Genomic DNA, 24,582 nt, shown 5'->3' on the forward strand with positions numbered 1-24,582 from the left:
AGAAGGGCCGCCCCGCGTCGATCGCGGGGCGGCCCTTTCCGTCTGCTCAGCGGTGCCGGGACACCAGCCGGCCGTGGAAGTCGTAGGTCCCGCTCGCGCCGCCGGGGACGGAGAGCGTGACGTAGGGCCGGCCGTCCTTGCCGGCGAAGAAGGTCGCGGTGTGGCCGTCGGGCAGCTTCACGACCTTGGGCGCCTGCTTCTGGGGCGCGGGCTTCGGGGCGGGCTTGGGCGCGGGCTTCGGGGCGGGCTTGGGCGCGGGCGCCCGGTCCGGCCAGGAGGAGACCGTGCCGTCCGGCCGCAGGACGACGTGCAGCCCGTTGATCTCCCCGTAGGCAGGCTGCCCGTCGGTGCTGGTCAGGGTGGTGAGCAGGGAGCCGCCGCCGTAGAGGTCGGCGGAGAAGCGGCCGGGCCCGTCCTGGTAGACCTTGGCGAGCGAGCCGTCCGCGAGGTCGACGTTCCGCCAGAAGACCGCCTGGTCGCTCCCGGCCGGGGCGGGCGCCGGGTCCCGGTCCGGCCCGTCGGCGGCGAACGCCCCGGCGGCGGGCAGGAGCAGGGCGGCGGCCGCCCCGGTGGCGACGGCGGCGGTACGGACGGAACGACGGGTGACACGCATCGGAAGGACTCCTTGCTCGGGTCGTTGACATCACCGAAGCTACGAGGCCCGTATTGAGGTGATACGTCGGATTCGTAACAGCCCCCCGACGCCTCCCGCACGACCGCGTCACGACCGCGGGGACCCCGGTCCGGCCCGCCCGGCATCCCCTAGGGGATGTCACAGCTCAGTGGCAAGGACCGGCCGGATGAGGGTGTGCACGGCCGGAGCGGGTACGTTCGACGACGTGGCTGGATTCAGGAACGGACGCGGCCGGGACAACCGCCCCCCGCAACAACAACCGCAGCAGGCTCCGTACGGGTACAACGCGGCCCCGCCGCCGTACCCGCAGCAGCAGTGGCAGCAGCCCCCGCAGGGGCAGCCGTACGGGCAGCGGGGACAGCACGGGCAGCAGGGTGAGCAGCCCTACGGCGAGCCGGAGTACTTCGGCGACCCCTACGGCCGTCAGCAGCACCCGCAGGACGCCGCGGCGAACAACCCGGGCCACACCCAGATGTTCAGCGTCGACGACCCGTACGCCCAGGGCGGACCGGCCCCCGCGCCCGTCCCGGTGGGCCCGCGCCTCCCCTGGAAGCAGCTCCTGAGCGGCATCGTGCTCCGCCCGGCGGACACCTTCCTGCGCATGCGGGACCACGCCGTCTGGGGCCCCGCGCTGATCGTCACGTTCCTCTACGGCCTGCTCGCGATCTTCGGCTTCGACGACGCCGGCGACGAGACGCTCGACCCGACCTTCTCGGCCGCGCTGATCACCGCCACCGCCTTCGTGGTCGGCGGCCTGATCCTGGGCGCCGTCACCCACACCCTCGCGCGCCAGCTGGGCGGCGACGGCGCCTGGCAGCCGACCGTCGGCCTCTCGATGCTGATCATGTCGATCACGGACGCCCCGCGCCTGGTCTTCGCCGCCTTCCTGGGCGGCGACAACGGCCTGGTGCAGGTCCTCGGCTGGCTCACCTGGCTCGCCGCCGGCGCGCTCTTCACCTCCATGGTGAGCCGCTCCCACGACCTGCCCTGGCCCAAGGCCCTCGGCGCCTCCGCCATCCAGCTGGTCGCGCTCCTGAGCCTCATCAAGCTGGGCACGCTGTAGGACCGGCCCGCACCCCGGACGCCGAAGGGCCCCCACCGCACGCGGTGGGGGCCCTTCCGGTGCGCAGGGGCCGGGTCAGGCGTCGAGGACCTGGCCCTCGCGCTTGACGACGGGCGGCTCGACCGACCAGGGGAAGTTGATCCACTCGTCGGTCTTCTTCCACACGTACTCGCACTTCACGAGGGAGTGGGACTTCTCGTAGATGACGGCCGAGCGGACCTCGGCGACGTGGTCGACGCAGAAGTCGTGGACGAGCTTGAGCGTCTTGCCGGTGTCGGCGACGTCGTCGGTGATCAGGACCTTCTTGTCGGAGAAGTCGATCGCGCTGGGCACGGGCGCCAGCATGACCGGCATCTCCAGCGTCGTCCCGACGCCGGTGTAGAACTCCACGTTCACGAGGTGGATGTTCTTGCAGTCGAGGGCGTAGGCCAGACCGCCGGCCACGAAGACGCCGCCGCGGGCGATGGAGAGCACGATGTCCGGCTCGTACCCGTCGTCGGCGATGGTCTGCGCCAGCTGGCGCACCGCGGTGCCGAAGCCCTCGTACGTCAGGTTCTCGCGTACCTCACTCATGCCTGCGCCCGCCTCACACCTGGGTCCGATGGAAGTTCATGAACGAGCGGGAGGCCGTCGGCCCCCGCTGCCCCTGGTACCGCGAGCCGTACCGCTCGCTCCCGTACGGGAACTCGGCGGGCGAGCTCAGCCGGAACATGCACAGCTGCCCGATCTTCATACCCGGCCAGAGCTTGATCGGCAGGGTGGCGAGGTTCGACAGCTCCAGGGTCACGTGGCCCGAGAAACCGGGGTCGATGAATCCGGCGGTCGAGTGGGTGACGAGACCGAGCCTCCCCAGGGAGCTCTTCCCCTCCAGACGCGACGCGATGTCGTCCGGCAGGGTGATGACCTCGTAGGTCGAGGCGAGCACGAACTCGCCCGGGTGCAGGATGAACGCCTCGTCGCCCTCCGGCTCGACCTCGCGCGTCAGGTCGAGCTGCTCGACCGCGGGGTCGATGTGCGGGTAGCGGTGGTTCTCGAACACCCGGAAGAAGCGGTCAAGCCTCACGTCGATGCTCGAGGGCTGCACCATGGATTCGTCGTACGGGTCGATGCGCACGCGTCCGGCATCGATCTCGGCCCGGATGTCCTTGTCTGAGAGAAGCACGCCCCCACGATACGCAGAGGGCGCGGACCTGCCCCAATCGGCGGCCGCCCGCGCCCCGGCACCGCCCGGCTCAGCGCCGTCCGGCCTCCACCGGCACCGCGTGCCGCAGCCGCGCGCACCGCGGACACCGGATCAGCCGGCCGGGCCCGATCCGCGCGGCACCCAGCTGCTGCAGCGGGAACGACGCGGTAGTGAACACATGCCCCTCGGCACAGCGGACGACGGTGCGCTCCATGGAACCCATCAAGTCCCTTCCCCTACACATGTGGTGAACGAGACAGCCACATTAGGGGATCAACAGGACACCCTCCACGCGCCGCTCCGCACACGCCGCCGCACGAACTTCGCGCTGAGTGACCCATGGGGTAGAGTGTGCGACGATGCGGCATTGATCAACCAGGCCGCTGCGCGGATGTAGTTTAATGGTAGAACATGAGCTTCCCAAGCTTATAGCGCGGGTTCGATTCCCGTCATCCGCTCTTGAACGAAGCCCCAGGTCGATGACCTGGGGCTTCGTCGTTCTCCTGATCCTTCAGAGCCCATTCGCCGCCCGCATGGATCGCGTACGAGCTGTACGGCAGGTGGAACGTACGGGCACCCACCTGCTCCCCCGGGCGACGCGAACCGCAGCATCCACCGCGAGCGCAGACGGCAGCCCGAGCGCGCCGCCCAGTGGATGGACGAGACCCTCGAAGCGATCGGCCTCGACCGGGTCCACCTCGTCGGCTCCTCGTACGGCGGCCGGCTCGTCCTCAACCAGGCCCACTGGCCCCCCGGACGGCTCGCCCCGCCCCGGTCGACGCACAGGACGCGGCATGAGGACGTCGACCTCCGAACGCCGCATTCGGGGAAACACGAATACCTGTGTTCGCGGCCTGAGATTTTAGCGGCCATCACAGACAGAGTTTTTACCGGTGTCGCGGAGGGAGAAATTTTCGCAGCACACAGGCGTCGGTGACGTGCTACCGTCGAAGTCAGTTGCAGTTTTGGTACCCAAATTTCAAGCGCATCCCGCCGGCCTCACGCCGCACGGAGGCGCTTCGTATTTCCGGTCATCTTCCGGGCAGGGCATCATCGCGGCGACACGGAATCCGTACGGTACGGATTCCGTCGTACTTGCCCAGAGGAGAATGACATGGCTGCTGGCACTGTGAAGTGGTTCAACGCGGAAAAGGGTTTCGGCTTCATCGAGCAGGACGGTGGCGGCCCTGACGTGTTCGCCCACTACTCGAACATCGCCGCGCAGGGCTTCCGCGAGCTCCAGGAAGGCCAGAAGGTCTCCTTCGACATCGCGCAGGGCCAGAAGGGCCCGACGGCCGAGAACATCGTTCCCGCCTGACGCTGACGCGTAAGAGACAGCTGGGGCCCGCATCCCTCGGGGTGCGGGCCCCAGCTTTCGTCGTTTGTTCGACTTTCACCTCACATGCCTCGCCGATACGACTTTCGCGAAGCGACGATTTGCCGTCGATCATTGCCTGTCGAGGCACTCTCCTTCTCATTCCATTCGGCCGTCCCAGTGATTCCAGAGGCTTTTCACCTGCGCTGCCGGAATTCCTCGATACGTGCCGTCTCCAGGAAGGTTCTGAATGAACCCCGCACGCACGGACGGCCGCACCTCCCGCACCCGCCGCAACGGCGGTCAGACGTACGAATCCTCCGCCGGAACGGGTCGGGGCGGCCGCCCCGGTTCATCCGCCGCGAGCCGTTCGGGCGGCCCGAGCCGGTCGGGCGGATACGGCAGGCGTCCCGCCTCCGTGCAGGGGGAGTTCGCCCCGCCGAAGACGATCACTCCGGCGCTGCCCGCCGTCGAGACCTTCGCCGACCTGGTCCTGGACCGGCGCCTCCTGACCGCGCTCACGACACAGGGCCTGTCCGTCCCGTTCCCCATCCAGGGCGCGACCCTGCCGAACTCCCTGGCGGGCCGCGACATCCTGGGCCGCGGCCGGACCGGCTCGGGCAAGACCCTCGCCTTCGGCCTGGCCCTGCTGGCCCGCACCGCCGGACAGCTCGCCGAGTCCCGTCAGCCGCTGGCGCTGATCCTCGTCCCCACCCGGGAACTCGCCCAGCAGGTCAGCGACGCCCTCACCCCCTACGCCCGCGCCGTGAAGCTGCGCCTGACCACCGTCGTCGGCGGAACGCCGATCGGCCGGCAGGCGCACGCGCTGCGAAACGGCGTCGAAGTCGTCGTGGCCACCCCCGGCCGTCTCAAGGACCTCATCGACCGCGGTGACTGCCGGCTGAACCAGGTCTCGATCACCGTCCTCGACGAGGCCGACCAGATGGCCGACATGGGCTTCATGCCCCAGGTCACCGCGCTCCTGAACCAGGTCCGTCCAGAAGGCCAGCGCATGCTGTTCTCCGCGACCCTGGACCGCAACGTCGACCTCCTGGTCCGCCGCTACCTCACCGACCCCGTCGTCCACTCCGTGGACCCCTCTCAAGGCGCGGTCACCACGATGGAGCACCACATCCTGCACGTGCACAGGGCCGACAAGCAGCGGCTGACGGCCGAGATCGCGGCGCGCGACGGCCGTGTGATCATGTTCCTGGACACCAAGCACGCCGTGGACCGCCTCACCGAGGCCCTCCTCCACTGCGGTGTCCGGGCCGCCGCCCTGCACGGCGGGAAGTCGCAGCCGCAGCGCACCCGTACCCTCGACCGGTTCAAGGCCGGGCACGTCACCGTCCTGGTCGCCACGAACGTCGCGGCCCGCGGTATCCACGTCGACAACCTCGACCTCGTCGTCAACGTGGACCCGCCCACCGATCACAAGGACTACCTCCACCGCGGCGGCCGGACCGCCCGGGCCGGTGAGTCCGGCAGCGTCGTCACCCTGATCACTGCCGACCAGCGCCGCGACATGAATCGCCTCATGGCGGCCGCCGGCATCGTGCCCACGACCACCCAGGTCCGCTCCGGCGAGGAGGCGCTGCGCCGGATCACGGGCGCCCGGACCCCTTCCGGCATCCCCGTGACGATCACCGCGCCGCCGGCCGAGCAGCGCACCCGCCGCTCGGCCCCCCGCGGTCGGCGCGGGCCCGCCTCGGCGACGAGGCGCGCCGGCGGGCCGCGTTCCGCCGGCGACGTGGCGGCCTGAGCCCTCGCGTCAACGGCCGAGAGGGCCCGACCGGCACCCGCCGGTCGGGCCCTCTCGCGTATCCGTACCACGCGCCCAGACGATCCGCGGCCCCCCAGTCACCTCTGGAGGTCGACTATCTGCTCAGCGGACACACAAAAATCTATGTCGGCCAAGATAGACATTGGGCATTGGCCTGGTTATGGTTTCTCTCGTAGCCCAGGGAGAAAGAGGGCCTGGCAGAGACGAACTGCCGGCCGGCAGTACAGCTAGTCGCAGGGAGCAGGACGGTGCGGCGGTGGAGTTTCGAAGCCATGGCTTTCGCAGGACGGCAACGGGACTGACGGCCGGACCGGGTGGCCCGCAGTGATCAGAGGCCGCCACCAGCGGGACCGTGGCCATGCCGGTGCGGTGCCCGTGAGAGCAGTGCGCAGTACCCAGCCGGTTCGAACACCGAGGAAGAACGGAGGAACCCGCGCCATCAGGATCGCCCGGGCGTCAGCCAGAGCCCGGGTACCGCAGGACATCGCGACAGTGAGGTGGTCTCCGGTCAAGCAACCGCGATCCCCGCGAACCCGACAGCCACTGGGTCGGATCAGCGGACACAGAAGGCCCGCGCAGTATCAGGGCCGGCAGGTGGTGTAGTAGTTCCTTCGGGGCCCTGGTGCCGGTACGGCACCAGGGCCCCTCAACGCGTTCCCCTGAGAGGTGCAAATGACAGCAGATGACTCGTACGACCGTCTCGACGACGACGACTACCCCGCCTACACCATGGGCAGGGCGGCCGAAATGCTCGGCACCACCCAGGGTTTCCTCCGCGCCATCGGCGAAGCCCGCCTCATCACCCCGCTCCGCTCCGCGGGCGGTCACCGCCGCTACTCCCGCTATCAGTTGCGCATCGCCGCGCGTGCCCGGGAACTCGTCGACCAGGGCACTCCCATCGAAGCCGCCTGCCGCATCATCATCCTCGAGGACCAACTCGAAGAAGCCCAGCGCATCAACGCCGAGTACCGCCGCGCCGCGGAATCGGACCAGCCGCCGGCCTCGGACTGAGACGGGGTCGCCTGCCGGCGATTCCGCCGGGGCTCGACGGAGAGCCACCCACGCGCGCATGCGCGGGCGGGGCCCCCTCCGGTCTCCGTGCCGTGTGGCCCGAAGCCCGCACCGTACCGAAATTCGAAGAACCGCTGGTCAGCGAACCAGATCTGCTGGTTTCGTCGAGCCCCTCCTCGGCTGCCTGGCGCCGCGGACGCGCACGGCCACAGCGAACGGATGTACGCGGGGCGCATACTGGCGGCAATGACAAAGCCCAGTGCACCGAAACGCCATCTGCCCACCAGCCCCTTCAAGGCCCCGGTCACGCCGCCTCCCCGGCAGTTCGCCGTGGGCGACCAGGTCACGCACGACGTATACGGCCTCGGCAGGGTCATCGGCATCGAGGGCGGGATCGCGGCGCTCGTGGATTTCGGCTCGACGCAAGAGCGGGTCCTGAGCCCGTACGCCAAGATGAGCAAGCTGTAGGGCCGCCGCCGTGCCCGTCACGGCATACCGGGGCCGGACGGGCTCATCGGGTACACGACGTCCGGGAGATGGGGCCGTGCCACGACGTGCCGACAGGGGCGGTGAGCAGCGCGTTCGATTCCCGCCATCCGCTCTTGATGAACGAAGCCCCAGGTCAAGGACCTGGGGCTTCGCTCCCTGGGCGGTGTGCCGCCCGCGGCGACGCACGGATCGGAGGGCGTCCTCCCATGCGATCCCGTCGGCGAGCTCTGTGTTCGAGGACCCATCACCCGATCGAGGCTCGGTACGGGACCGGCGGGCTCAGGGCTTGATGTTCTGGTTGAGGTGGAAGAGGTTGTCGGGGTCGTAGGTGCGCTTGACGTCGACGAGGCGGTCGTAGTTGGCGCGGTAGTTGGCGCGGATGCGGTCCTGGTCGTCGTCGGCCATGAAGTTGATGTAGCCGCCTTCCTCGGAGTGGGGGGCGGTGGCGGCGTAGTAGTCGCGGACCCAGGCGATGTTGGCGTCGTTGGCGGTGGGGTCGGGCCACATGCCGGCGATGACGGTGGCGAACGAGGCGTCGCGGTAGGCGAAGGCCGTGGCGTCCGGGGCGACGCGGTGGCAGGCACCGTTGATCGGGTAGATGTGGACGGTCGAGTTCACGGCCGGGAGACGGGGGCCGTACTCCAGGTGGGCGGCGATCGCCGCGTCGCTGAGGTCGGTGACGAAGTTGGCCTTCCAGTAGTGCTGGAGGCCGGGCGGCACGAGTGCGTCGAAGGCGCTGTTGAGCGCGGGGTAGGGCATGGGTCCGACGTGCTCGGCGACCACGGGGGCGAAGTCGTGGAAGGCCTGGAGGGCGCGCGGGCCCTCGTCGAGGGGGCCGGCCCAGCACGCCACGATCAGGACGAAGGGGTCGCCGTGGCGGTCCTCGGGGATGAAGGGGAGCGGCGGGGCCAGCTGGAAGGCCGGGAAGCCGCCGAGCTGCTCGGGGGCGTCGGCGATGTACTCGGCGAAGGAGCGCAGCACGGTCGGGGCGTCCCGGGTCTCGAAGAGCATCGGCCCGCCGTAGACGTCCTTCACGGGGCTGAGCCGGAACTCGAAGGAGGTCACGGCGCCGAAGTTGCCGCCGCCGCCGCGCAGGGCCCAGAAGAGGTCGGCGTTCTCGTCCTCGCTGGCGACGAGGAGCCGGCCGTCGGCGGTGACGACGTCGGCGGAGACCAGGTTGTCGCAGCTCAGGCCGAGGCCGCGGGCGAGGTAGCCGATGCCTCCGCCGAGGGTGAGGCCGCCGACGCCGGTGGTCGAGATGATGCCGCCGGTCGTGGCCAGGCCGAAGGCGTGGGTCGCCGCGTTGAAGTCGCCCCAGGTCGCACCGCCCTCGGCGCGCGCCGTCCGGCGCGCGGGATCGACCCGGACGCCGCGCATGCCGGACAGGTCGGCGACGACGCCGCCGTCGCAGGTGCCGAAGCCGGGGACGCTGTGGCCGCCGCCGCGGACCGCGAGGTCGAGGCCGTTCTCCCGGGCGAAGGCGACCGTGGTGAGGACGTCGCCCGCGTTGGCGCAGTGCACGACGGCGGCCGGCCTGCGGTCGATCATGGCGTTGTTGACGGCGCGGGACGCGTCGTAGCCGGCGTCGTCGGGTGTGGTGACCGTGCCGCGGACCCCGTCGCGCAGCTGCTCGGTCGAGAGCTTGCCCATAGCGAATCGCTCCTCGTGCGTACCCCGCCACGCGGTCTGTTCGGCTCGGCTCCTCCCCACGCTACGCCGGTGGCACGAGGGCTCAACTCGATCTCCGGACGCGCGCGAAGCCCCAGGCCGGCGGCCTGGGGCTTCGGGGGTCGACGGGAGGGTACGGGTGCGCCGGCGGGCTCAGTGGTCGATGTAGCTCACGTCGCCGACGGTCCAGGCGCTGACGTCCGCGATCGCCACGCGGTACATGCCGCCGGTCTCCGGGATGCCGACCGTGCCCTGGAGGATCCGGGCGAGGTGGAAGTGGAGATGGGTGGGGGGCTCGTCCTTGCGGGCGACGGGGCCGAAGACCCCGGAGAACTCGCCCAGCCGGGCCGAGTCGGTGAGGACCTCCGACACGCGTTCCCGCCAGAGCGCTTCCGGGGCGAGCCGACCGGTGAGGACCGCACCCCCCGTGACCACGGTGAGGGACATCTGATTGCTGCGCCCGGACTCCACCGTGGCGGCGATGTCAACGAGCAGCTCGTCAGGCTTCGACATGGAAGCCGATTCTAGGGCGCGCCGTTGCCCCGTGCGCGAGCCCCCGGGTGATCGGGGGCAGCCCCGGACGGGGCAGCCCCTGGACGGGCGGCCCAGGAGCGGGCGGTCCTGGAGCGGGGCGGTCCTTGAGCAGGCGGTCCTGGAGCGGGCGGTCCTAGAGCGGGGCGGTGGCGTCGGCGGGGAAGGCCGGGCCGTGGCCGGGGACGATGACGTCGGCGGTGGCGAGGACGCGGAGGCGGGAGGCGCGCTGGACGGCGTGGTCCGGGGCGACCGGGTCCTCGACGGGGCCGTCGGGCCGCCACCAGAGGTCGCCGACGAAGGCGACGACGCCGGAGCCGGTGCCGGCGAGGAGGGTGATGTCCTCGGGGCTGTGGCCGGGGGTGCGGATGAGGCGCAGCGAGGGGGTGAGTTCGTGGCCCTCGGCGTCGCGGTCGGTCCACTGGTCGTTCTCGTAGATCGCCTTGTGGTCGTGGACGCGGGCGTGGCCGAAGAGGCCGACGTTCATGGTGTTGTCGGGGTGGTGGTGGCTGAGGACCACGTCGGTGATGTCCTCGGGGCGGAGGCCGAGTTCGGCGAGCGGGCCGAGGATGCGGTCGCGGCCGGCCACCATGCCGGGGTCGACGATCACGTGCCGGTCGCCGTCGTGGACGTACGACACGGTGGCGGCGACCCCGGGGCCGGTGGAAAGGGTGTAGCCGGTGGTCAGGACGGTGTGGGTGGCGGTGCGGCCGCGGGGGGCGTCGGTGGTGTTCCTCGTCGTCGTCATGTCCCCAAGTCTTCTGTCCCGGGGGCCTCTTCACGAGTGGCCGTGCTGCCACCGATCGCGGGAATCGTGCCACCCGTGGCCGACGGCCCCGGGCGCCGCCGTGCCAGACTCGCCGCATGCCGCCCTTCACGACCGTCGCCGCGTACGCCCCCGCCGGTGTCGGCATGCTCGGCGCCGGGATCGTCTCGGAGGTGTTCGACTGGCGCGGCGAGGGCCTGCCTCGGTTCGACTTCGCGCTGTGCACGGACCGGCCGGGCACGGTCCGCACGGACGTGGGGCTGCCACTGGTCGTCGAGCACGGTCTCGACCGGCTGGCCGCGGCCGACCTGGTGATCGCCCTGCCCTGGGCCGGTTTCCGGACGCCGCCGGGGCCCGCGGTGCGGGAGGCGCTGACCGCCGCGCACGCGCGCGGCGCGCTGGTCGCGGCGCACTGCGTCGGGGCGTTCGCGCTGGCGGCGGCCGGGCTGCTCGACGGGCGGCGCGCCACCACGCACTGGCGGTTCGCGGGGCTGCTGGCGGAACGTCACCCGGCCGTCTTCGTCGAGCCGGACGCGCTCTACGTCGACCAGGGCGCGGTCGTCACGGGCGCGGGCGCCGCCGCGGGGTTCGACCTGTGCCTGCACCTGCTGCGGCGGGAGTACGGGGCGGCCACGGCCAACGCCGTCGCCCGGGACCTGGTGCTCCCGTCGCACCGCGAGGGCGGCCAGGCCCAGTACCTGGCGACCCCGGTGCCCGAGGACAGCCGGGACGAGCGGCTCACCGAGGTCCTCGCCTGGGCCCGGGAGCACCTCGACGAGCCGCTGCCGGTCGCGGAGCTGGCCCGCAGGGCGCTGATGAGCCGGCGGTCCTTCGCCCGCCGGTTCGCCGCCTCGACCGGCACCACCCCGCACGCCTGGCTGCTGGGGCTGCGCCTCGGCCGTGCCGAGGAGCTCCTGGAGACCACCGACCTCCCGGTCGAGGAGATAGCCCGCGCGGTGGGGTTCGGCAGCGCGGCGGTGCTCCGCGCCCAGTTCGTGCGCCGCCGGGGCGTCCCCCCGCGCGCGTACCGGCGCTCCTTCACCCGGGTCCCCTGACGGGGGCGTTCCCCCACCCGGACGACCCCGGGGTCCGCCCGGCCCTCACCCGTCCGGCCGCGGGCATCGCCCGGCCCTCACCCGTACGTCCTCGGGCGACGCCCGCCCCTCACCCGTCCGGCCTTCTGCGGTTGCCCGGTGGGGTGGGTCCGCCGAGCGTGGGGGGATCGCGCGACCCCCCAGGGAGGGCTGATGAGCAGTCTCGACACCCCGGCCGAGGTACCCAGACCGCGGGCGGCGCAGATGGCCGCGCCGAACACGATGACGTGGGTGACGCTGGCGCTGATGACGACGGCGTCGGTGGCGAGCCTGCGGGCCGCGCCCACGATGGCCGTCTACGGCCTGGCCTGCGTGTTCCTCTACCTCGTCCCGGCGATCGTGTTCCTGCTGCCGACCGCGCTGGTCTCGGCGGAGCTCGCCTCCGGCTGGAACGGCGGCGTGTACCGCTGGGTCGCCGAGGGGCTGTCGAAGCCGCTGGGGTTCCTCGCGGTCTGGTGCCAGTTCGCGATGACGATCTTCTACTACCCGAGCCTGCTGGCGTTCGTGGCGTCGACCATCGCGTACGTCATCGATCCCTCGCTCGCCTCGAACGGCGTGTACACCGCGATCGTCATCATGGTCCTGTACTGGACCGGCGTCTGGGTGTCCTCGCGGGGCACCAAGGCGCTGGCGGGACTGTCCAGTTGGGGCCTGATCATCGGCACGCTGGTGCCGGGCACGATCCTCGTCGTCCTCGGCATGGTCTTCCTCGGCCAGGGCAACGCCTCGGCCGCGCCGATGAACGCCGACCACCTGCTGCCGCAGTGGACGGGTCTGGCGAGCCTGGTCCTGATCGTCAACAACTTCCTGTCGTACTCCGGCATGGAGATGAACGCCGTGCACGTCTCCTCGCTGAAGGACCCGGCGAAGGAGTACCCGAAGTCGATGTTCCTGGCGATGGGCCTGGTGCTGCTGATCTTCATCCTGCCCGCCCTGGCCATCAGCTGGGTCGTGCCGGCCGACCAGCTCAGCCTGACCGCCGGCGTGATGCAGGCCTTCGACGCCTTCTTCGCGTACTTCGACGTCCAGTGGATGACCCCGATCGCCGCCGTGATGCTGATCTCCGCCTCGCTCGCGGGCATGCTGACCTGGCTCGCCGGCCCGTCGAAGGGCCTCCTGGAGATCTCGCGCGCCGAGGGCTACCTGCCGCCGTTCCTGCAGAAGCTGAACAGGTTCGGCGTCCAGCAGAACATCCTGGTCACCCAGGGTGTGGTGACCTCGGTCATCGCGCTGATGTACGCGCTCGTCCCGAACGTGTCGAGCGTGTACTGGATCTTCTCCACGATCACCACGCAGGTGTACCTGATCGTGTACCTGCTGATGTTCGCCGCGGCGATGCGGCTCCGGAAGACCCATCCCGACCATCCCCGCGGCTACCGGGTGCCCGCCCTGGGCCTGGTGTGCACGGTGGGCCTGCTGGCCTCGCTCGCGGCGCTCGCGATCGGCTTCGTGCCGCCCTCGCAGTTCGGCGGCGGCAGCGTGCTCGGGTACGTCCTCTTCATCGCCTGCGGTCTGGGCGTGCTGGGCCTGCTGATCCCGTGGCTCTTCCTGAAGTTCCGCAAGCCGAACTGGCGCGCCGCGGGCGCCAGCCTGTCGAGCGAGGGAGACCGGACATGAGTCCCACGCGCTTCGCCTCGGAGCACAAGGTGATCTACTGGGGCACGATCGTCATCCTCATCGGCCTCGTCGTCACCGGACTCATCCGCTACGAGAGCGTGAAGACGAGCAACAAGACGCTCTCCAAGGCGAACCAGCTCCAGGAGGAGCTGGTGAAGGCCGGCTACCCGTCGCCCGACACCGACACGATCGAGCGCCTGCTCGGCACCGACGGCGGCCAGGTCTGCGAGCAGCCCGGCAACGCCCTGAAGACGGCGCTGTGGAAGATCCAGCAGGCGAACGGGGCGACCGGGCCCGGCATGCGGCCCGTCATCTCGGACACCAAGGCCGTCGAGGCGGAGCGGATCGTCCTCCAGGTCTACTGCCCGGACAAGGTCGACGAGTTCGACGAGGCGGTGGACGACCTGGACACCGACAGCACCGTGCGCCGGTGAGGAGGGGGTGACCCCTCCCCGCCCCGCGGCGGACCCCGGGCCCGGCGCCTCCGGCGCCCCCGACGCCCTCGACGCCCTTCATGAATTCCTCCGCGAACTCACCCGGTTCATGCTGGAGTCCAGCGGGGAGGGCGCCGAGGGTGTCGACCGCGTCGTCCGGGGGCTGGCCCGGGCGTACGGCGGCCGGGCCGAGACCGTGCTCGTGGCGGACGGCGCCGTGCTCTCCGTGACGGTCGGCGGCCGCACCCGCACCTCGGCCGTCCGCGCCTTCCCCGACCTCGCCCGGCTCGACCGGGTGGTGGCGCTGAAGGAGTTCGTCGAGCGCGTACGGGACACCCGGCCGCCGCTGGCCGAGGCGGCGGCCGGCCTGCGGCGGGTGGAGGAACTGCCCTCGTCGGTGCCGCGCTGGGCGCGCGGCGCCGGCATCGTGCTGTTCTCCGTCGGCTTCGCACCCGCCGTCCAGCCGACCTGGTACGAGATCGCCACCACGGCGCTCCTGGCGACTCCGGTGGCGGTGCTGACCGTGCTGGCGGAGCGACGGCCCCGGCCGGCCCGGGTGCTGCCGCTGCTCGCGGCCGCGCTGGTCGCCCTGGTGACCCTGGCGCTGCTGCGGCCGGGCGACGGTCACGGCGGCCCCGTCCTGATCATGCTGCCGGCGCTGTTCTTCTTCGTGCCCGGCGACCTGCTCAGCGCGGCCACCGCCGAGATCGTCGGCGGGTTCCTGTCCACCGGCGCCGTCCGGCTCGTCTACGCCCTCGTCCTGCTCCTCCAGCTGTACGTGGGCGTGCTGATCGGCGTGGCCGTCACCGGCACCCCGACGGACGCGCTCTTCGACACCGCGCGGGACGCCGACCTGTCCCGGTGGGTGATCGTCGGCAGCTGGGCGGTGTTCACGGTGGGGCTGATCCTGGCCTTCGAGGTGCCGTGGCGGACCGCGGGCTGGGTGGCGGGGCTCGTCTACCTGTCGCTCGGCGTGCAGGCGGCGGGCACGGCGCTGGTCGGCGACGTCGCCGGCACCTTCGTCGCCGCCCTGGCCCTCGCGGCCGCCGCGGACCTGCTCGCCCGGCCGGCCGGGCGGCCTCCCCGGCTCGTCCTCTTCCTGGGCGGCTTCTTCACCCTCACGGTCGGCTCGCTGGGTCTGCGGGCGCTGACGTCCCTGGAGGGCGGGCACGTCCTGCACGGCTTCCACGACCTGATGGACTTCGTCACGATCGTCACGACCATCGCGGTCGGGCTGCTCGCCGGCGCGGCGCTCGTCCCGGGCCGCGCGGAGAAGGAGTTCCCCGCCGCCCGTCAGCGGGACCGGGAAGCGTGACGGGGCGGCCGGCCCGGTGGGCCGGCCGCCCCTCGCGCCGTCGCTAGGGGGTGCCTCCCACGGCGGGCGGGGGAGGCGCGTCGGCGGGCGGGGGCGGGCCTCCGGCGGGCGGCGGGGGCGGGCCGGCCGGGGGCGGGGGCGGGCCCTCGGGCGGCTTCCCGGCCGGGTGGCGCTCGGCGGGGGGCCGCTCGGCGGGCTCCTCCGCCAGGAAGGCCACCACCGCCAGGACGAAGAGCAGGGTGAGGGCGATGCCCACGACGACCGCGCCGGTGGGGTAGGACCAGAAGACGAGGGCGGCGGCCGCCCCGGCGACGAGGATCCAGGTGATCCAGCCGCGGTGGCGGCGGACGAACGGGCCGACCGGGCCGAGCCGCATGCCCGCGTGGTCGGCGGTGGCCCGGGTCGCGGTGATGCCGGAGTGCCACAGGCCCCGGACGAGGACGGCGGGGCGGCTCGGGCCGGAGAGCCAGGCGGCGAGGGCGATGAGGATGCCCAGGGTCGCGAACACCCGGACCGAGGTGCGCAGGAAGCGGATCAGCGTGTCGTAGACGGAGCCCGCCGCGGCCGGGGAGACGGTGGCCGGCAGGGCGTTCAGGTAGACCGTGCGGAAGACCGTGAGGGCGACGCCCAGGACGATCGCCGCGAAGGCGACGCCGAGGGCGGCGGCGACGAGGGTGCGGCGGCGCTTCACCGCGAGGAGCACACCGCCGACGACCAGCAGGACGGCGATCACCGGCAGCCACACGCCCATCGCCTGGAGCAGGCCGAACAGCGTCTTCACCTTGCCGATGTCGTCGGACTTGACCACGGTGAAGTCGGTGTGGATCTCCGGGATCTTGGCGGCGACGTCCATGCCGGACTCGACGAGCCGCTGCTTGACCCGCTCGATGACCGGCGCCAGGTCGATGGTGACCGTGTCCGACTCGATCTTCACCGCGCCCTCGTCGCTGCCGGTCAGGGCCCGGTCGAGCGAGGTGTGGATGGCCCGGTTGGCGTCGGTCCAGATGGTCTCGAACGCCGGGGAGGCCACGATGTCCTGCGCCCGGTCGTGGACGAAGCTGCTGACCGCGCTCTCCAGGGAGCCGCCCAGCTTGCCGAGGGCCTTCTCGGCCAGGGGCCGGTCCTCGGGCGCGACGCCCTCCAGGAGCGCGGGCAGGTCGATGTGCTCCATGAGGGCGTTCGTCACCCGGTTGGCGACGGCGGCCTGGACGTCGGGGTCGGAGGCGAGCGGGGTGACCGTCTGCACGTAGCGGTCGGTGTCGCCGACGATGTCCGCGGTCCATGAGGCGACGATGCCCAGCGGGAGGAGCACGCAGCCGAGGACGATGAGCAGGGCGGAGAAGAAGGAGCGGACGCGGTGGTGGGGCGGCCTGGCGGCCGCCTTGTCGGCCTCCAGCGCGGCCACCCTGGCCCGGAGGACGGCAAGCTCGTCGGCGCTGTCACCCGCAGCCATGGCACCCACTCCTCGATTCGTGACAATGCAGGGCAATTCTGCGAGCCGCGGCGGTGTCTGTCGCCCTGGGCGGGCCAGTGGGGTGTACGCGATCATGCGGTCATGAAGCTGCGCTGTGCCGTACTCGACGACTACCAGGGCGTCGCCCTCTCCTCCGCCGACTGGAGCCCGCTCGCCGACCGCGTCGACGTCCGGGTCCTGCGGGAGCACCTCGACGACCGGGACGCGCTCGTCGCCGCCGTCGGGGACTGCGAGATCCTCGTGATCATGCGGGAGCGGACGCCCGTCGACGCCGCCCTGCTCGACCGCCTCCCGCGGCTGCGGCTGCTCGTCACCTCCGGGCTGCGCAACGCGTCCGTGGACGTCGCCGCCGCCCGCGCGCGGGGGATCGCCGTCTGCGGGACCGCCAGCAGCTCCACGCCGCCCACCGAACTGACCTGGGCGCTCCTGCTCGGCCTGGCCCGCCACGTGCGGACCGAGGCGCAGGCCGTGCGCGACGGCGGTCCCTGGCAGTCCACCGTCGGCACCGACCTGGCCGGCCGCACCCTCGGCCTGGTCGGCCTCGGCAAGATCGGCTCGCGGGTGGCCGCGATCGGCCGGGCCTTCGGCATGGACGTCGTCGCGTGGAGTCCGCACCTGACGGAGGAGCGGGCCGCCGAGCACGGCGCGAGGTGCGCGAAGGACCGGCACGAGCTGTTCGCGGCGGCCGACTTCGTCTCGCTCCACCTGGTCCTGTCCGACCGGACCCGGGGACTGGTCGGGGAGGCCGAGCTGCGGTCGATGCGTCCGTCCGCGTACCTCGTGAACACCTCGCGGGCGGGCCTGGTGGACGGCGGGGCGCTGCTCCGGGCGCTGCGGGAGGGCTGGATCGCGGGCGCCGGACTCGACGTGTACGAGACCGAGCCGCTGCCGGCCGGCGATCCGCTGCGGACCCTTCCGAACGTCCTCGCCCTCCCCCACCTCGGCTATGTCACGGAGGACAACTACGCCCGCTACTTCGGCGAGGCGGTGGAGGACATCGCGGCCTTCCTGGCGGGGGCGCCGGTGCGGGAGCTGTCCTGATCCGGCCTGATCGACAAGACACCCCCTAGGGCCTGTCGTCACAATCCCCTCTGCCCCGCGCCGCCCTTCGGGCAACGAGGGGATGGTGACGACAGGCCCTAGCCGAGGCTGGTCCGGGCCAGTTCCAGGAACTCGTCGTCGGTCAGGCCCAGTTCGCGGGCGTCCGCCGCCGCCTCCCTGAGCCGGGAGACGAGGCGGGCGCGGTCGGGGGCGGTGGCGCCGGGGACGATGAGGGCGCCGCGGCCGCGGCGAAGCTCGATCAGCCCCTCCTCGCGCAGCCGCTGGTAGCCGCGGAGGACGGTGTGGACGTTGACGCCGAGGGAGTCGGCGAGTTCGCGGGCGGCCGGGAGCCGCTCGCCGGGGACGGCGGAGCCGTCGGCGAGCGCGCCCCGGACGCAGCCGGCGATCTGGTCGCCGAGGGGCACGGGGGAGGCGGGGTCGACGCGGAAGAGCACGGTCAGACCTTCCCATGCCGTTCGGCGAGCGCGTTGAGGAGCGCGGCGGCGGTGGCCGCGTCGGGGACGGTGACCGCGAACTCCCGGCCGCTGTCGCGCCGGACGACGAGGGCCTCGCCGGAGCGGAGCACCACGCCCGTGCGGTGGGCCCGGACCCGGTAGCCCCAGCCGCCGAACTCGCTGAGGGCGTCGACGTCCCGGGTGTCCGCACCGGCGATCTCGTCGAGGGCGATCCGGACGCGGGGCCGGGGCAGGACCCCGGACCGGACGGTGAGGCCGTGCCGGTCGACGGTGACCCGGACCCGGGCGAGGGCGAGCCCCGGCACGCCGATGACCAGCCCGAGCAGGCCGAGGAGGGCGTCCGGCCACCGGACGACGAGCAGGACGACCGGGGCGGCGGCGAGGGCGAGGAACGCGAGGACGGTCAGGGTCGGGGAGCCGGTGGAGCGCGACCAGCCGGCGACCTCGCTCGCGCCGAGCGCGAGCCGCGGGCCGTCGGGAGTCCCGGCCCGGCCGGCCGGTTCCTCCTCGGGGACGAGCGAGGTCAGCGCCCAGCCGGCGAGGCCGGCGGCGGCCGCCGCCGTCCCGGCCACGGCGAGGTCGACGGCCGGCGCGGAGACCTGGGTCCCGAACGCGTCGGCCAGGTTGGTGCGGAGCAGCCGGACGAACACCCCGCCGAGGAAGCCCGCGAGGGCCCATGCCGCCCACAGGGTCCGGCGCCGGACGAACGCGGCCCACCCGCCCGCGAGGCCGGCGATCAGCGCCGTGCTGGTGACGAGGTAGTCCGTCCGGCCCGTCCACCCGTCGGCCCGGCCTCCGTCGCCGAGCGCGAAGTGGGTGGCGAGCGGGTCGGGCAGCGCGTCCCGCCAGCGGGCGAAGAGCAGCAGGTGGACGGCGAGCGCGAGGACGAAGGGGAGCGCGGCGAGCGCGCGCAGTCGAAGCGTGGCACGGTTCATGAAAACCTCCCTTGTTTGCACTCTACTAGAACAATGAGGGTGGTTGTCGAGAGGTACGACAGGGCCGGGAGGCGCACGGACCCCCGGTCCCGTCCGGTCCGGTTGCCCGCGAAGGACTTCGAGCCGGTGCCGGCGGCGGCGCCGAGGCCGGCCGCGAGGGCCGCCCTGGCCCTGCGCCCGGCCTCCGCATGACGGAACGAATCAACAATACGAGACGTCTCGTCTTGTCAAATGCTCCGCCGTGCCGTACGGTCGAGCCTGCGAGACGAACCGTCTCGCCACTCCCCGACGGCAGGAGGTGGCCCCCCTTGTTCCATGTCCGATTCAGCGAGGTCGGCAAGCGCTACGACGACCGGTCCGGGCGGAACAGGACCGTGCTCGACCGGGTCTCGTTCGCCGTCCGCTCCGGCGAACGGCTCGGGATCGTCGGGGACAACGGCTCGGGGAAGTCGACCGTGCTGCGGCTCCTCGCCGGGCTGGAGGCCCCCGACGACGGCACCGTGACCGTCGACTCCCCCGGCGGGACCGGCCACCTCGCCCAGACCCTGGACCTCCCCGGGACGGCCACCGTCGGCGACGCCGTCGACCGGGCCCTCGCGGACGTCCGGGAGCTGGAGCGGGCGATCGCGGCCGCCGAGGCGGAGCTCGCCGTCACCGGTGACCTCGCCGGCTACGCGGAGCTGCTCGCCGCCCACGAGGCGCGCGGCGGCGCCGGGGCCGACCGGCGGGTGGAGACGACGCTGCGGCGGCTCGGGGAGCCCGGCCCGCTGGACCGGGACCGGCCCCTCGGGACGCTCTCCGGCGGGCAGCGCTCCCGGCTCGCGCTCGCCGCCGTCCTCGCCGCCGAGCCCGGACTGCTGCTGCTCGACGAGCCGACGAACGACCTCGACGACGAGGCCGTCGCCTGGCTGGAGGACCGGCTGCGCGCCCACCGCGGCACGGTCGTCGCCGTCTCCCACGACCGGGTCTTCCTCGACCGGGTGGCCACCGCCGTCCTGGAGGTCGACGAGGACCGCCACACCGTGCGCCGCTACGGCGACGGGTACGCCGGCTACCTGGCCGGGCGCGCCGCCGAGCGGGCCCGCCGCCGATGCGCGTACGAGGAGTGGAGGAACGAGCTCGCCCGGTACACGGCCCTCGCGGACCGTCACATCGACCGCTTCTCCGCCATCCCCCGCAAGGCCCCCGCGGCCTTCAGCGGGGCGGGCGCCTTCCGTGCCCGGTCGCGGGCGCACGGGGCGATGAGCCGCATCCGGGCGGCCCGCGAGCGGCTCGCCCGGCTCACCGCCGACCCCGTCCCCGCGCCTCCCGAACCGCTGCGGTTCCGGGCGGAGCTCGTGGGCGAGGGAGCCCCGGTCGACCTGGCCGACGTGCGGGTGGAGGGCAGGCTGCGGCTGGACGCCCTCCGCCTCGACCCGGGCGAACGGCTCCTGGTCACCGGTCCGAACGGCGCCGGGAAGACCACCCTCCTGAAGGTCCTCGCGGGCGAACTCGTCCCGGACGCGGGCACGGTGCGGACACCGGCCCGCGTCGGGACGCTCCGCCAGGAGACGGCCCCGCCCACCGACCCCCGTACGGTGTGCGAGGCCTTCGGGGAAGACCGCGCGGACGAACTGCTCGCCCTCGGGCTCTTCTCCGCCCGGGACCTGACGACCCCCGTCCGGTACCTGTCGACCGGACAGCGGCGGAAGCTGGAGCTGGCCCGGCTGGTGGCGTCACCGGCCGACCTGCTCCTCCTCGACGAGCCGACCAACCACCTCGCACCGGCTCTGGTGGAGGAGATCGAGGCCGCGCTCGCGGGGTACCGGGGCACGCTGGTCGTGGTCAGTCACGACCGGCGGCTCAGGAGGGGCTTCCGGGGCCGCCGCCTCGAACTGGCCCCGGCCCTCGTGCCGTCCGGGGGATGACACCCCCGGACACCCCCTAGGGGGTGTCGTCACCATCCCCTCGTTGCCCGGAGGGCGGCCCTGCGGCGTCTGGTGCGTGCTCTCGGTGTGCCGGGGGGAAGTGCTCGTACGGGGCGTACTCGCGCTTTCGCCCGGTGCGGCGAGAGCGCGTGCCAGGCGTCGCGGGGCAGAGGGGATGGTGACGACAGGCCCTAGTCCTCGTCCGGGCCCTCCAGGTCGCCCTCGGTCTCCAGGTACACCTGGCGCAGGGCGGCCAGGGTCTCCGGGTCCGGCTTCTCCCACATGCCGCGGGACTCGGCTTCCAGGAGCCGCTCGGCGATGCCGTGCAGGGCCCAGGGGTTGGCCTCCTTGAGGAAGGCCTGGTTCTCCGGGTCGAGGACGTACTCCTGCGTCAGCTTGTCGTACATCCAGTCGGCGACGACGCCCGTCGTGGCGTCGTACCCGAAGAGGTAGTCGACGGTGGCCGCCAGCTCGAAGGCGCCCTTGTAGCCGTGGCGGCGCATGGCCTCGATCCAGCGCGGGTTGACCACGCGGGCCCGGAAGACCCGGGAGGTCTCCTCGACGAGGGTGCGGGTGCGGACGGTCTCGGGGCGGGTCGAGTCGCCGATGTACGCCTCGGGGGCGGTGCCCTTGAGCGCGCGGACGGTCGCGACCATGCCGCCGTGGTACTGGAAGTAGTCGTCGGAGTCGGCGATGTCGTGCTCGCGGGTGTCCGTGTTCTTCGCGGCGACCGCGATCCGCTTGTACGCCGTCTCCATCTCGGCCCGGGCCGGGCGGCCTTCGAGACCGCGGCCGTAGGCGTACCCGCCCCACACCGTGTACACCTCGGCGAGGTCGGCGTCGGTGCGCCAGTCCCGCGAGTCGATCAGCTGGAGGATGCCCGCGCCGTACGTGCCGGGGCGGGAGCCGAAGATGCGGGTGGTGGCGCGCCGCTCGTCGCCGTGCTCGGCGAGGTCGGCCTGCGCGTGCGCCCGGACGTAGTTGTCCTCGGCGGACTCGTCCGCCAGGCCGGCGACGAGCCGGACGGCGTCGTCGAGGAGGCCGATGACGTGCGGGAACGCGTCCCGGAAGAAGCCGGAGATGCGCAGGGTGACGTCGACGCGCGGGCGGCCGAGCTCGGCGAGCGGGATCGGCTCCAGGCCGTTGACGCGGCGGGACGCCTCGTCCCACAGCGGGCGGACGCCGAGCAGCGCGAGGGCCTCGGCGACGTCGTCGCCCGCCGTCCGCATCGCGCTCGTGCCCCACAGGGAGAGGCCCACCGAGGTCGGCCAGGTGCCGTTGTCGGTGCGGTAGCGCTCCAGGAGCGAGTCGGCGAGCGCCTGGCCGGTCTCCCAGGCGAGCCGGGACGGCACGGCCTTGGGGTCGACCGAGTAGAAGTTCCGGCCGGTCGGCAGGACGTTGACCAGACCGCGCAGCGGGGAGCCGGACGGCCCGGCGGGGACGAAGCCGCCGTTCAGGGCGTGTACGGCGTGCGCCAGTTCGTCGGTGGTGGCGGCGAGGCGCGGCACGACCTGCTCGCAGGCGAAGCGCAGGACGGACCGGACCTCCGGGCCGTGGGCGGCGGCGACCGTCCCGACGGCGTCCGCCGACCAGTCGGCCGCCTCCATCGCCTCGACCAGCGCGCGGGCCGCGGCCTCCGCCTCGTCGGCGGTGGTGCGGGTGGCGGCCGACTCGTCCAGGCCGAGGGCCTCGCGTAGGCCGGGCAGCGCCTGGGTGCCGCCCCAGATCTGGCGGGCGCGCAGGATGGAGAGGACCAGGTTGACCCGGGCCTCGCCGGCCGGGGCGCCGCCGAGGACGTGCAGGCCGTCGCGGATCTGGGCGTCCTTGACCTCGCACAGCCAGCCGTCGACGTGCAGCAGGAAGTCGTCGAAGCCGTCGTCCTCGGGGCGCTCCTGGAGGCCGAGGTCGTGGTCGAGCTTGGCGGCCTGGATCAGCGTCCAGATCTGGGCGCGGATCGCGGGCAGCTTCGCCGGGTCCATGGAGGAGATCTGCGCGTACTCGTCGAGCAGCTGCTCCAGCCGCGCGATGTCGCCGTACGAGTCGGCGCGGGCCATCGGCGGCACCAGGTGGTCGACGAGCGTGGCGTGGACGCGGCGCTTGGCCTGGGTGCCCTCGCCGGGGTCGTTGACGAGGAAGGGGTAGACGAGCGGCAGGTCGCCGAGGGCCGCGTCGGGGCCGCAGGCGGCGGACAGGCCGGCGTTCTTGCCGGGCAGCCACTCCAGGTTGCCGTGCTTGCCGAGGTGGACCATGGCGTCGGCGCCGAAGCCGCCGTCCTCGGCGCGGGCGGCGATCCAGCGGTAGGCGGCCAGGTAGTGGTGGGAGGGCGGGAGGTCGGGGTCGTGGTAGATCGCGATCGGGTTCTCGCCGAAGCCGCGCGGCGGCTGGATGAGGACCAGCAGGTTCCCGCGGCGCAGGGCGGCGAGGACGATGTCGCCCTCCGGGTTGCGGGAGCGGTCGAGGAACATCTCGCCGGGCGCGGGGCCCCAGTGCTCCTCGACGTGGGTGCGCAGCTCCTCGGGCAGGGTCGCGTACCAGCGCTTGTAGTCGGCGGCGGGGATGCGCACCGGGTTCTTGGCGAGCTGTTCGTCGGTGAGCCAGTCGCGGTCGTGGCCGCCGGCCTCGATGAGGGCGTAGATCAGCTCGTCGCCGTCGCCGGAGACCACGCCGGGGAGGTCCTCCTCCGGTCCGAAGTCGTAGCCCTCCTCGCGCAGCCGGCGGAGCAGGGCGACGGCGGAGGCGGGGGTGTCGAGGCCGACCGCGTTGCCGATGCGGGAGTGCTTGGTGGGGTACGCGGAGAGGACGAGCGCCAGCTTCTTCTCGGCGTTGGGGATGTGGCGCAGCCGGGCGTGCCGGACGGCGATCCCCGCGACGCGGGCCGCGCGTTCGGCGTCGGCGACGTACGCGGGCAGGCCGTCCTCGTCGATCTCCTTGAAGGAGAACGGGACGGTGATGAGCCGGCCGTCGAACTCGGGCACCGCGACCTGGCTGGCGGCGTCCAGCGGGGAGAGGCCCTCGTCGTTCTCCTCCCACGCGGACCGCGAGCCGGTCAGGCAGAGCGCCTGGAGGATCGGCACGTCGAGCGCGGCGAGCGCGCCCGCGTCCCAGGCCTCCTCGTCGCCGCCGGCCTGGGCTTCGGCGGGCTTGGTGCCGCCGGCGGCGAGGACGGTGGTGACGATGGCGTCGGCGGTGCGCAGGGTGTCGACGAGTGCGGCCTCGGGGGCGCGCAGGGAGGCGACGTAGAGCGGCAGGGCGCGGGCGCCGGCGTCCTCGATCGCCTCGCAGAGGGCGCCGACGAAGGCGGTGTTGCCGCTCATGTGGTGGGCGCGGTAGTAGAGCACGGCGACGGTCGGGCCGTCGGTGCGGCGCGGGGTGCGGTCCAGCGCGCCCCAGGTGGGGGCGGCGGCCGGGGCCTCGAAGCCGTGGCCGGTGAGGAGGACCGTGTCGGAGAGGAAGCGGGCCAGCTGCTCCAGGTTGGCGGGGCCGCCGTGCGCCAGGTAGGCGTGCGCCTCGGTGGCGACGCCGACGGGGACGGTGGACGCCTCCATCAGCTGGGCGTCGGGGGCCTGTTCGCCGCTGAGGACGACGAGCGGCTTTCCGGTGGCCCGGATCGCGTCGAGCCCCTCCTGCCAGGAGCGGAGGCCGCCGAGGAGGCGGACGACGACGAGTTCGGCCTCGTCGAGGAGGCCGGCCAGGTCGGCGAGGGGAAGGCGGGAGGGGTTGGCGAAGCGGTACTCGACCGGGCCGCCGGCGGATCCGGCGTTCGCCGCGCGGGCGCTGAGCAGGTCGGTGTCGGAGTGCGACAGCAGCAGAAGCATGGCGTGCGCAGGCCTTCCTCGGGGTTGTCCG

At 72.8% G+C, this 24,582-nt stretch carries 22 protein-coding genes, 1 tRNA gene and 1 pseudogene; 13 read left to right on the top strand and 11 right to left on the bottom strand.

Going from position 1 to position 24,582, the window contains the following annotated elements:
- Positions 1–46 precede the first annotated feature (46 nt).
- Positions 47–613, bottom strand: a complete 567-nt coding sequence (locus tag ACZ60W_RS05070) for a hypothetical protein (protein WP_469753976.1) — start codon at positions 611–613, stop codon at positions 47–49.
- Between the two features lie 226 nt (positions 614–839).
- Between ACZ60W_RS05070 and ACZ60W_RS05075 the strand changes: the two genes are divergently transcribed.
- Positions 840–1,697 carry a Yip1 family protein gene (locus ACZ60W_RS05075; RefSeq protein ID WP_469753977.1) on the top strand — a complete coding sequence of 286 codons (858 nt, stop codon included), beginning with the start codon at positions 840–842 and terminating at the stop codon, positions 1,695–1,697.
- Between the two features lie 75 nt (positions 1,698–1,772).
- On the opposite strand, the gene ACZ60W_RS05080 is transcribed toward ACZ60W_RS05075, so the two are convergent.
- The 3 genes from ACZ60W_RS05080 to ACZ60W_RS05090 form a co-directional block, all read right to left on the bottom strand.
- Positions 1,773–2,270 (bottom strand): phosphoribosyltransferase, encoded by a 498-nt coding sequence (locus ACZ60W_RS05080; protein WP_469753978.1) that lies wholly within the window; start codon positions 2,268–2,270, stop codon positions 1,773–1,775.
- A 13-nt stretch (positions 2,271–2,283) separates the two neighbouring features.
- On the bottom strand, positions 2,284–2,859 hold the full coding sequence (dcd, locus tag ACZ60W_RS05085) for a dCTP deaminase (protein ID WP_017240230.1): 576 nt from the start codon (positions 2,857–2,859) through the stop codon (positions 2,284–2,286).
- Between the two features lie 70 nt (positions 2,860–2,929).
- Positions 2,930–3,103, bottom strand: coding sequence for a hypothetical protein (locus tag ACZ60W_RS05090; protein ID WP_469753979.1), 174 nt, complete (start codon positions 3,101–3,103; stop codon positions 2,930–2,932).
- A gap of 164 nt (positions 3,104–3,267) precedes the next feature.
- Here ACZ60W_RS05090 and ACZ60W_RS05095 point away from each other — a divergent pair.
- From ACZ60W_RS05095 to ACZ60W_RS05120, 6 genes and pseudogenes are all read left to right on the top strand, one after another.
- Positions 3,268–3,338: transfer RNA gene (locus ACZ60W_RS05095), tRNA-Gly, on the top strand.
- 131 nt (positions 3,339–3,469) lie between these two features.
- A pseudogene (locus tag ACZ60W_RS05100) lies at positions 3,470–3,646 on the top strand (alpha/beta fold hydrolase); the annotation flags it as partial.
- Between the two features lie 348 nt (positions 3,647–3,994).
- A complete protein-coding gene (locus tag ACZ60W_RS05105; protein WP_042817427.1) occupies positions 3,995–4,198 on the top strand; it encodes a cold-shock protein in 204 nt (67 codons plus the stop codon).
- A gap of 247 nt (positions 4,199–4,445) precedes the next feature.
- Entirely contained in the window at positions 4,446–5,957 is a 1,512-nt protein-coding gene (locus ACZ60W_RS05110) for a DEAD/DEAH box helicase (protein ID WP_469753980.1), read from the top strand.
- Between the two features lie 693 nt (positions 5,958–6,650).
- Complete coding sequence (locus ACZ60W_RS05115; protein ID WP_469753981.1) at positions 6,651–6,989, top strand: MerR family transcriptional regulator; 339 nt, start codon at positions 6,651–6,653, stop codon at positions 6,987–6,989.
- 246 nt (positions 6,990–7,235) lie between these two features.
- The gene (locus ACZ60W_RS05120) at positions 7,236–7,457 is read left to right on the top strand and encodes a hypothetical protein (protein ID WP_469753982.1); all 222 of its coding nucleotides are present in this window, start codon (positions 7,236–7,238) and stop codon (positions 7,455–7,457) included.
- 300 nt (positions 7,458–7,757) lie between these two features.
- Here the strand turns inward: ACZ60W_RS05120 and ACZ60W_RS05125 are convergent, their stop codons facing one another.
- From ACZ60W_RS05125 to ACZ60W_RS05135, 3 genes are all read right to left on the bottom strand, one after another.
- Positions 7,758–9,128 (bottom strand): FAD-binding oxidoreductase, encoded by a 1,371-nt coding sequence (locus ACZ60W_RS05125; protein WP_469753983.1) that lies wholly within the window; start codon positions 9,126–9,128, stop codon positions 7,758–7,760.
- Between the two features lie 171 nt (positions 9,129–9,299).
- Complete coding sequence (locus ACZ60W_RS05130) at positions 9,300–9,659, bottom strand: hypothetical protein (RefSeq protein ID WP_469753984.1); 360 nt, start codon at positions 9,657–9,659, stop codon at positions 9,300–9,302.
- A gap of 154 nt (positions 9,660–9,813) precedes the next feature.
- The gene (locus ACZ60W_RS05135) at positions 9,814–10,425 is read right to left on the bottom strand and encodes an MBL fold metallo-hydrolase (RefSeq protein WP_469753985.1); all 612 of its coding nucleotides are present in this window, start codon (positions 10,423–10,425) and stop codon (positions 9,814–9,816) included.
- 116 nt (positions 10,426–10,541) lie between these two features.
- Between ACZ60W_RS05135 and ACZ60W_RS05140 the strand changes: the two genes are divergently transcribed.
- From ACZ60W_RS05140 to ACZ60W_RS05155, 4 genes are all read left to right on the top strand, one after another.
- A complete protein-coding gene (locus ACZ60W_RS05140; RefSeq protein WP_469753986.1) occupies positions 10,542–11,498 on the top strand; it encodes a GlxA family transcriptional regulator in 957 nt (318 codons plus the stop codon).
- Positions 11,499–11,690: 192 nt separating this feature from the next.
- The gene (locus ACZ60W_RS05145; protein ID WP_469753987.1) at positions 11,691–13,154 is read left to right on the top strand and encodes an APC family permease; all 1,464 of its coding nucleotides are present in this window, start codon (positions 11,691–11,693) and stop codon (positions 13,152–13,154) included.
- A complete protein-coding gene (locus ACZ60W_RS05150; protein WP_469753988.1) occupies positions 13,151–13,588 on the top strand; it encodes a hypothetical protein in 438 nt (145 codons plus the stop codon). The genes ACZ60W_RS05145 and ACZ60W_RS05150 overlap by 4 nt, the downstream gene beginning before the upstream one ends.
- 7 nt (positions 13,589–13,595) lie before the next feature.
- A complete protein-coding gene (locus ACZ60W_RS05155) occupies positions 13,596–14,903 on the top strand; it encodes a threonine/serine exporter family protein (protein ID WP_469753989.1) in 1,308 nt (435 codons plus the stop codon).
- A 43-nt stretch (positions 14,904–14,946) separates the two neighbouring features.
- Here ACZ60W_RS05155 and ACZ60W_RS05160 read toward each other — a convergent pair whose 3' ends face one another.
- The gene (locus tag ACZ60W_RS05160) at positions 14,947–16,356 is read right to left on the bottom strand and encodes a hypothetical protein (protein ID WP_469753990.1); all 1,410 of its coding nucleotides are present in this window, start codon (positions 16,354–16,356) and stop codon (positions 14,947–14,949) included.
- Positions 16,357–16,458: 102 nt separating this feature from the next.
- Between ACZ60W_RS05160 and ACZ60W_RS05165 the strand changes: the two genes are divergently transcribed.
- Positions 16,459–17,418 carry a D-2-hydroxyacid dehydrogenase family protein gene (locus ACZ60W_RS05165; protein ID WP_469753991.1) on the top strand — a complete coding sequence of 320 codons (960 nt, stop codon included), beginning with the start codon at positions 16,459–16,461 and terminating at the stop codon, positions 17,416–17,418.
- A gap of 98 nt (positions 17,419–17,516) precedes the next feature.
- Here ACZ60W_RS05165 and ACZ60W_RS05170 read toward each other — a convergent pair whose 3' ends face one another.
- Together ACZ60W_RS05170 and ACZ60W_RS05175 are read right to left on the bottom strand one after the other, a co-directional pair.
- Positions 17,517–17,873 carry a GntR family transcriptional regulator gene (locus tag ACZ60W_RS05170; protein ID WP_469753992.1) on the bottom strand — a complete coding sequence of 119 codons (357 nt, stop codon included), beginning with the start codon at positions 17,871–17,873 and terminating at the stop codon, positions 17,517–17,519.
- Between the two features lie 2 nt (positions 17,874–17,875).
- The gene (locus tag ACZ60W_RS05175) at positions 17,876–18,829 is read right to left on the bottom strand and encodes a hypothetical protein (protein WP_469753993.1); all 954 of its coding nucleotides are present in this window, start codon (positions 18,827–18,829) and stop codon (positions 17,876–17,878) included.
- Between the two features lie 308 nt (positions 18,830–19,137).
- Here ACZ60W_RS05175 and abc-f point away from each other — a divergent pair, with 308 nt between their 5' ends.
- Positions 19,138–20,736, top strand: a complete 1,599-nt coding sequence (gene abc-f / locus ACZ60W_RS05180) for a ribosomal protection-like ABC-F family protein (RefSeq protein WP_469753994.1) — start codon at positions 19,138–19,140, stop codon at positions 20,734–20,736.
- 191 nt (positions 20,737–20,927) lie between these two features.
- Here the strand turns inward: abc-f and cobN are convergent, their stop codons facing one another.
- Complete coding sequence (gene cobN / locus ACZ60W_RS05185; protein WP_469753995.1) at positions 20,928–24,551, bottom strand: cobaltochelatase subunit CobN; 3,624 nt, start codon at positions 24,549–24,551, stop codon at positions 20,928–20,930.
- Between the last annotated feature and the right edge of the window lie 31 nt (positions 24,552–24,582).

This window comes from Streptomyces sp. NPDC104202, from assembly GCF_055584185.1.

Coding starts and splice junctions, on each gene's coding strand:
- ACZ60W_RS05160 (WP_469753990.1), bottom strand. CDS start 16,356: ATGGCTGCGGGTGACAGCGCCGACGAGCTTGCCGTCCTCCGGGCCAGG.
- ACZ60W_RS05080 (WP_469753978.1), bottom strand. CDS start 2,270: ATGAGTGAGGTACGCGAGAACCTGACGTACGAGGGCTTCGGCACCGCG.
- ACZ60W_RS05105 (WP_042817427.1), top strand. CDS start 3,995: ATGGCTGCTGGCACTGTGAAGTGGTTCAACGCGGAAAAGGGTTTCGGC.
- ACZ60W_RS05115 (WP_469753981.1), top strand. CDS start 6,651: ATGACAGCAGATGACTCGTACGACCGTCTCGACGACGACGACTACCCC.
- ACZ60W_RS05070 (WP_469753976.1), bottom strand. CDS start 613: ATGCGTGTCACCCGTCGTTCCGTCCGTACCGCCGCCGTCGCCACCGGG.
- ACZ60W_RS05125 (WP_469753983.1), bottom strand. CDS start 9,128: ATGGGCAAGCTCTCGACCGAGCAGCTGCGCGACGGGGTCCGCGGCACG.
- ACZ60W_RS05165 (WP_469753991.1), top strand. CDS start 16,459: ATGAAGCTGCGCTGTGCCGTACTCGACGACTACCAGGGCGTCGCCCTC.
- ACZ60W_RS05150 (WP_469753988.1), top strand. CDS start 13,151: ATGAGTCCCACGCGCTTCGCCTCGGAGCACAAGGTGATCTACTGGGGC.
- ACZ60W_RS05135 (WP_469753985.1), bottom strand. CDS start 10,425: ATGACGACGACGAGGAACACCACCGACGCCCCCCGCGGCCGCACCGCC.
- ACZ60W_RS05090 (WP_469753979.1), bottom strand. CDS start 3,103: ATGGGTTCCATGGAGCGCACCGTCGTCCGCTGTGCCGAGGGGCATGTG.
- ACZ60W_RS05130 (WP_469753984.1), bottom strand. CDS start 9,659: ATGTCGAAGCCTGACGAGCTGCTCGTTGACATCGCCGCCACGGTGGAG.
- ACZ60W_RS05140 (WP_469753986.1), top strand. CDS start 10,542: ATGCCGCCCTTCACGACCGTCGCCGCGTACGCCCCCGCCGGTGTCGGC.
- ACZ60W_RS05175 (WP_469753993.1), bottom strand. CDS start 18,829: ATGAACCGTGCCACGCTTCGACTGCGCGCGCTCGCCGCGCTCCCCTTC.
- ACZ60W_RS05120 (WP_469753982.1), top strand. CDS start 7,236: ATGACAAAGCCCAGTGCACCGAAACGCCATCTGCCCACCAGCCCCTTC.
- cobN (WP_469753995.1), bottom strand. CDS start 24,551: ATGCTTCTGCTGCTGTCGCACTCCGACACCGACCTGCTCAGCGCCCGC.
- ACZ60W_RS05145 (WP_469753987.1), top strand. CDS start 11,691: ATGAGCAGTCTCGACACCCCGGCCGAGGTACCCAGACCGCGGGCGGCG.
- ACZ60W_RS05110 (WP_469753980.1), top strand. CDS start 4,446: ATGAACCCCGCACGCACGGACGGCCGCACCTCCCGCACCCGCCGCAAC.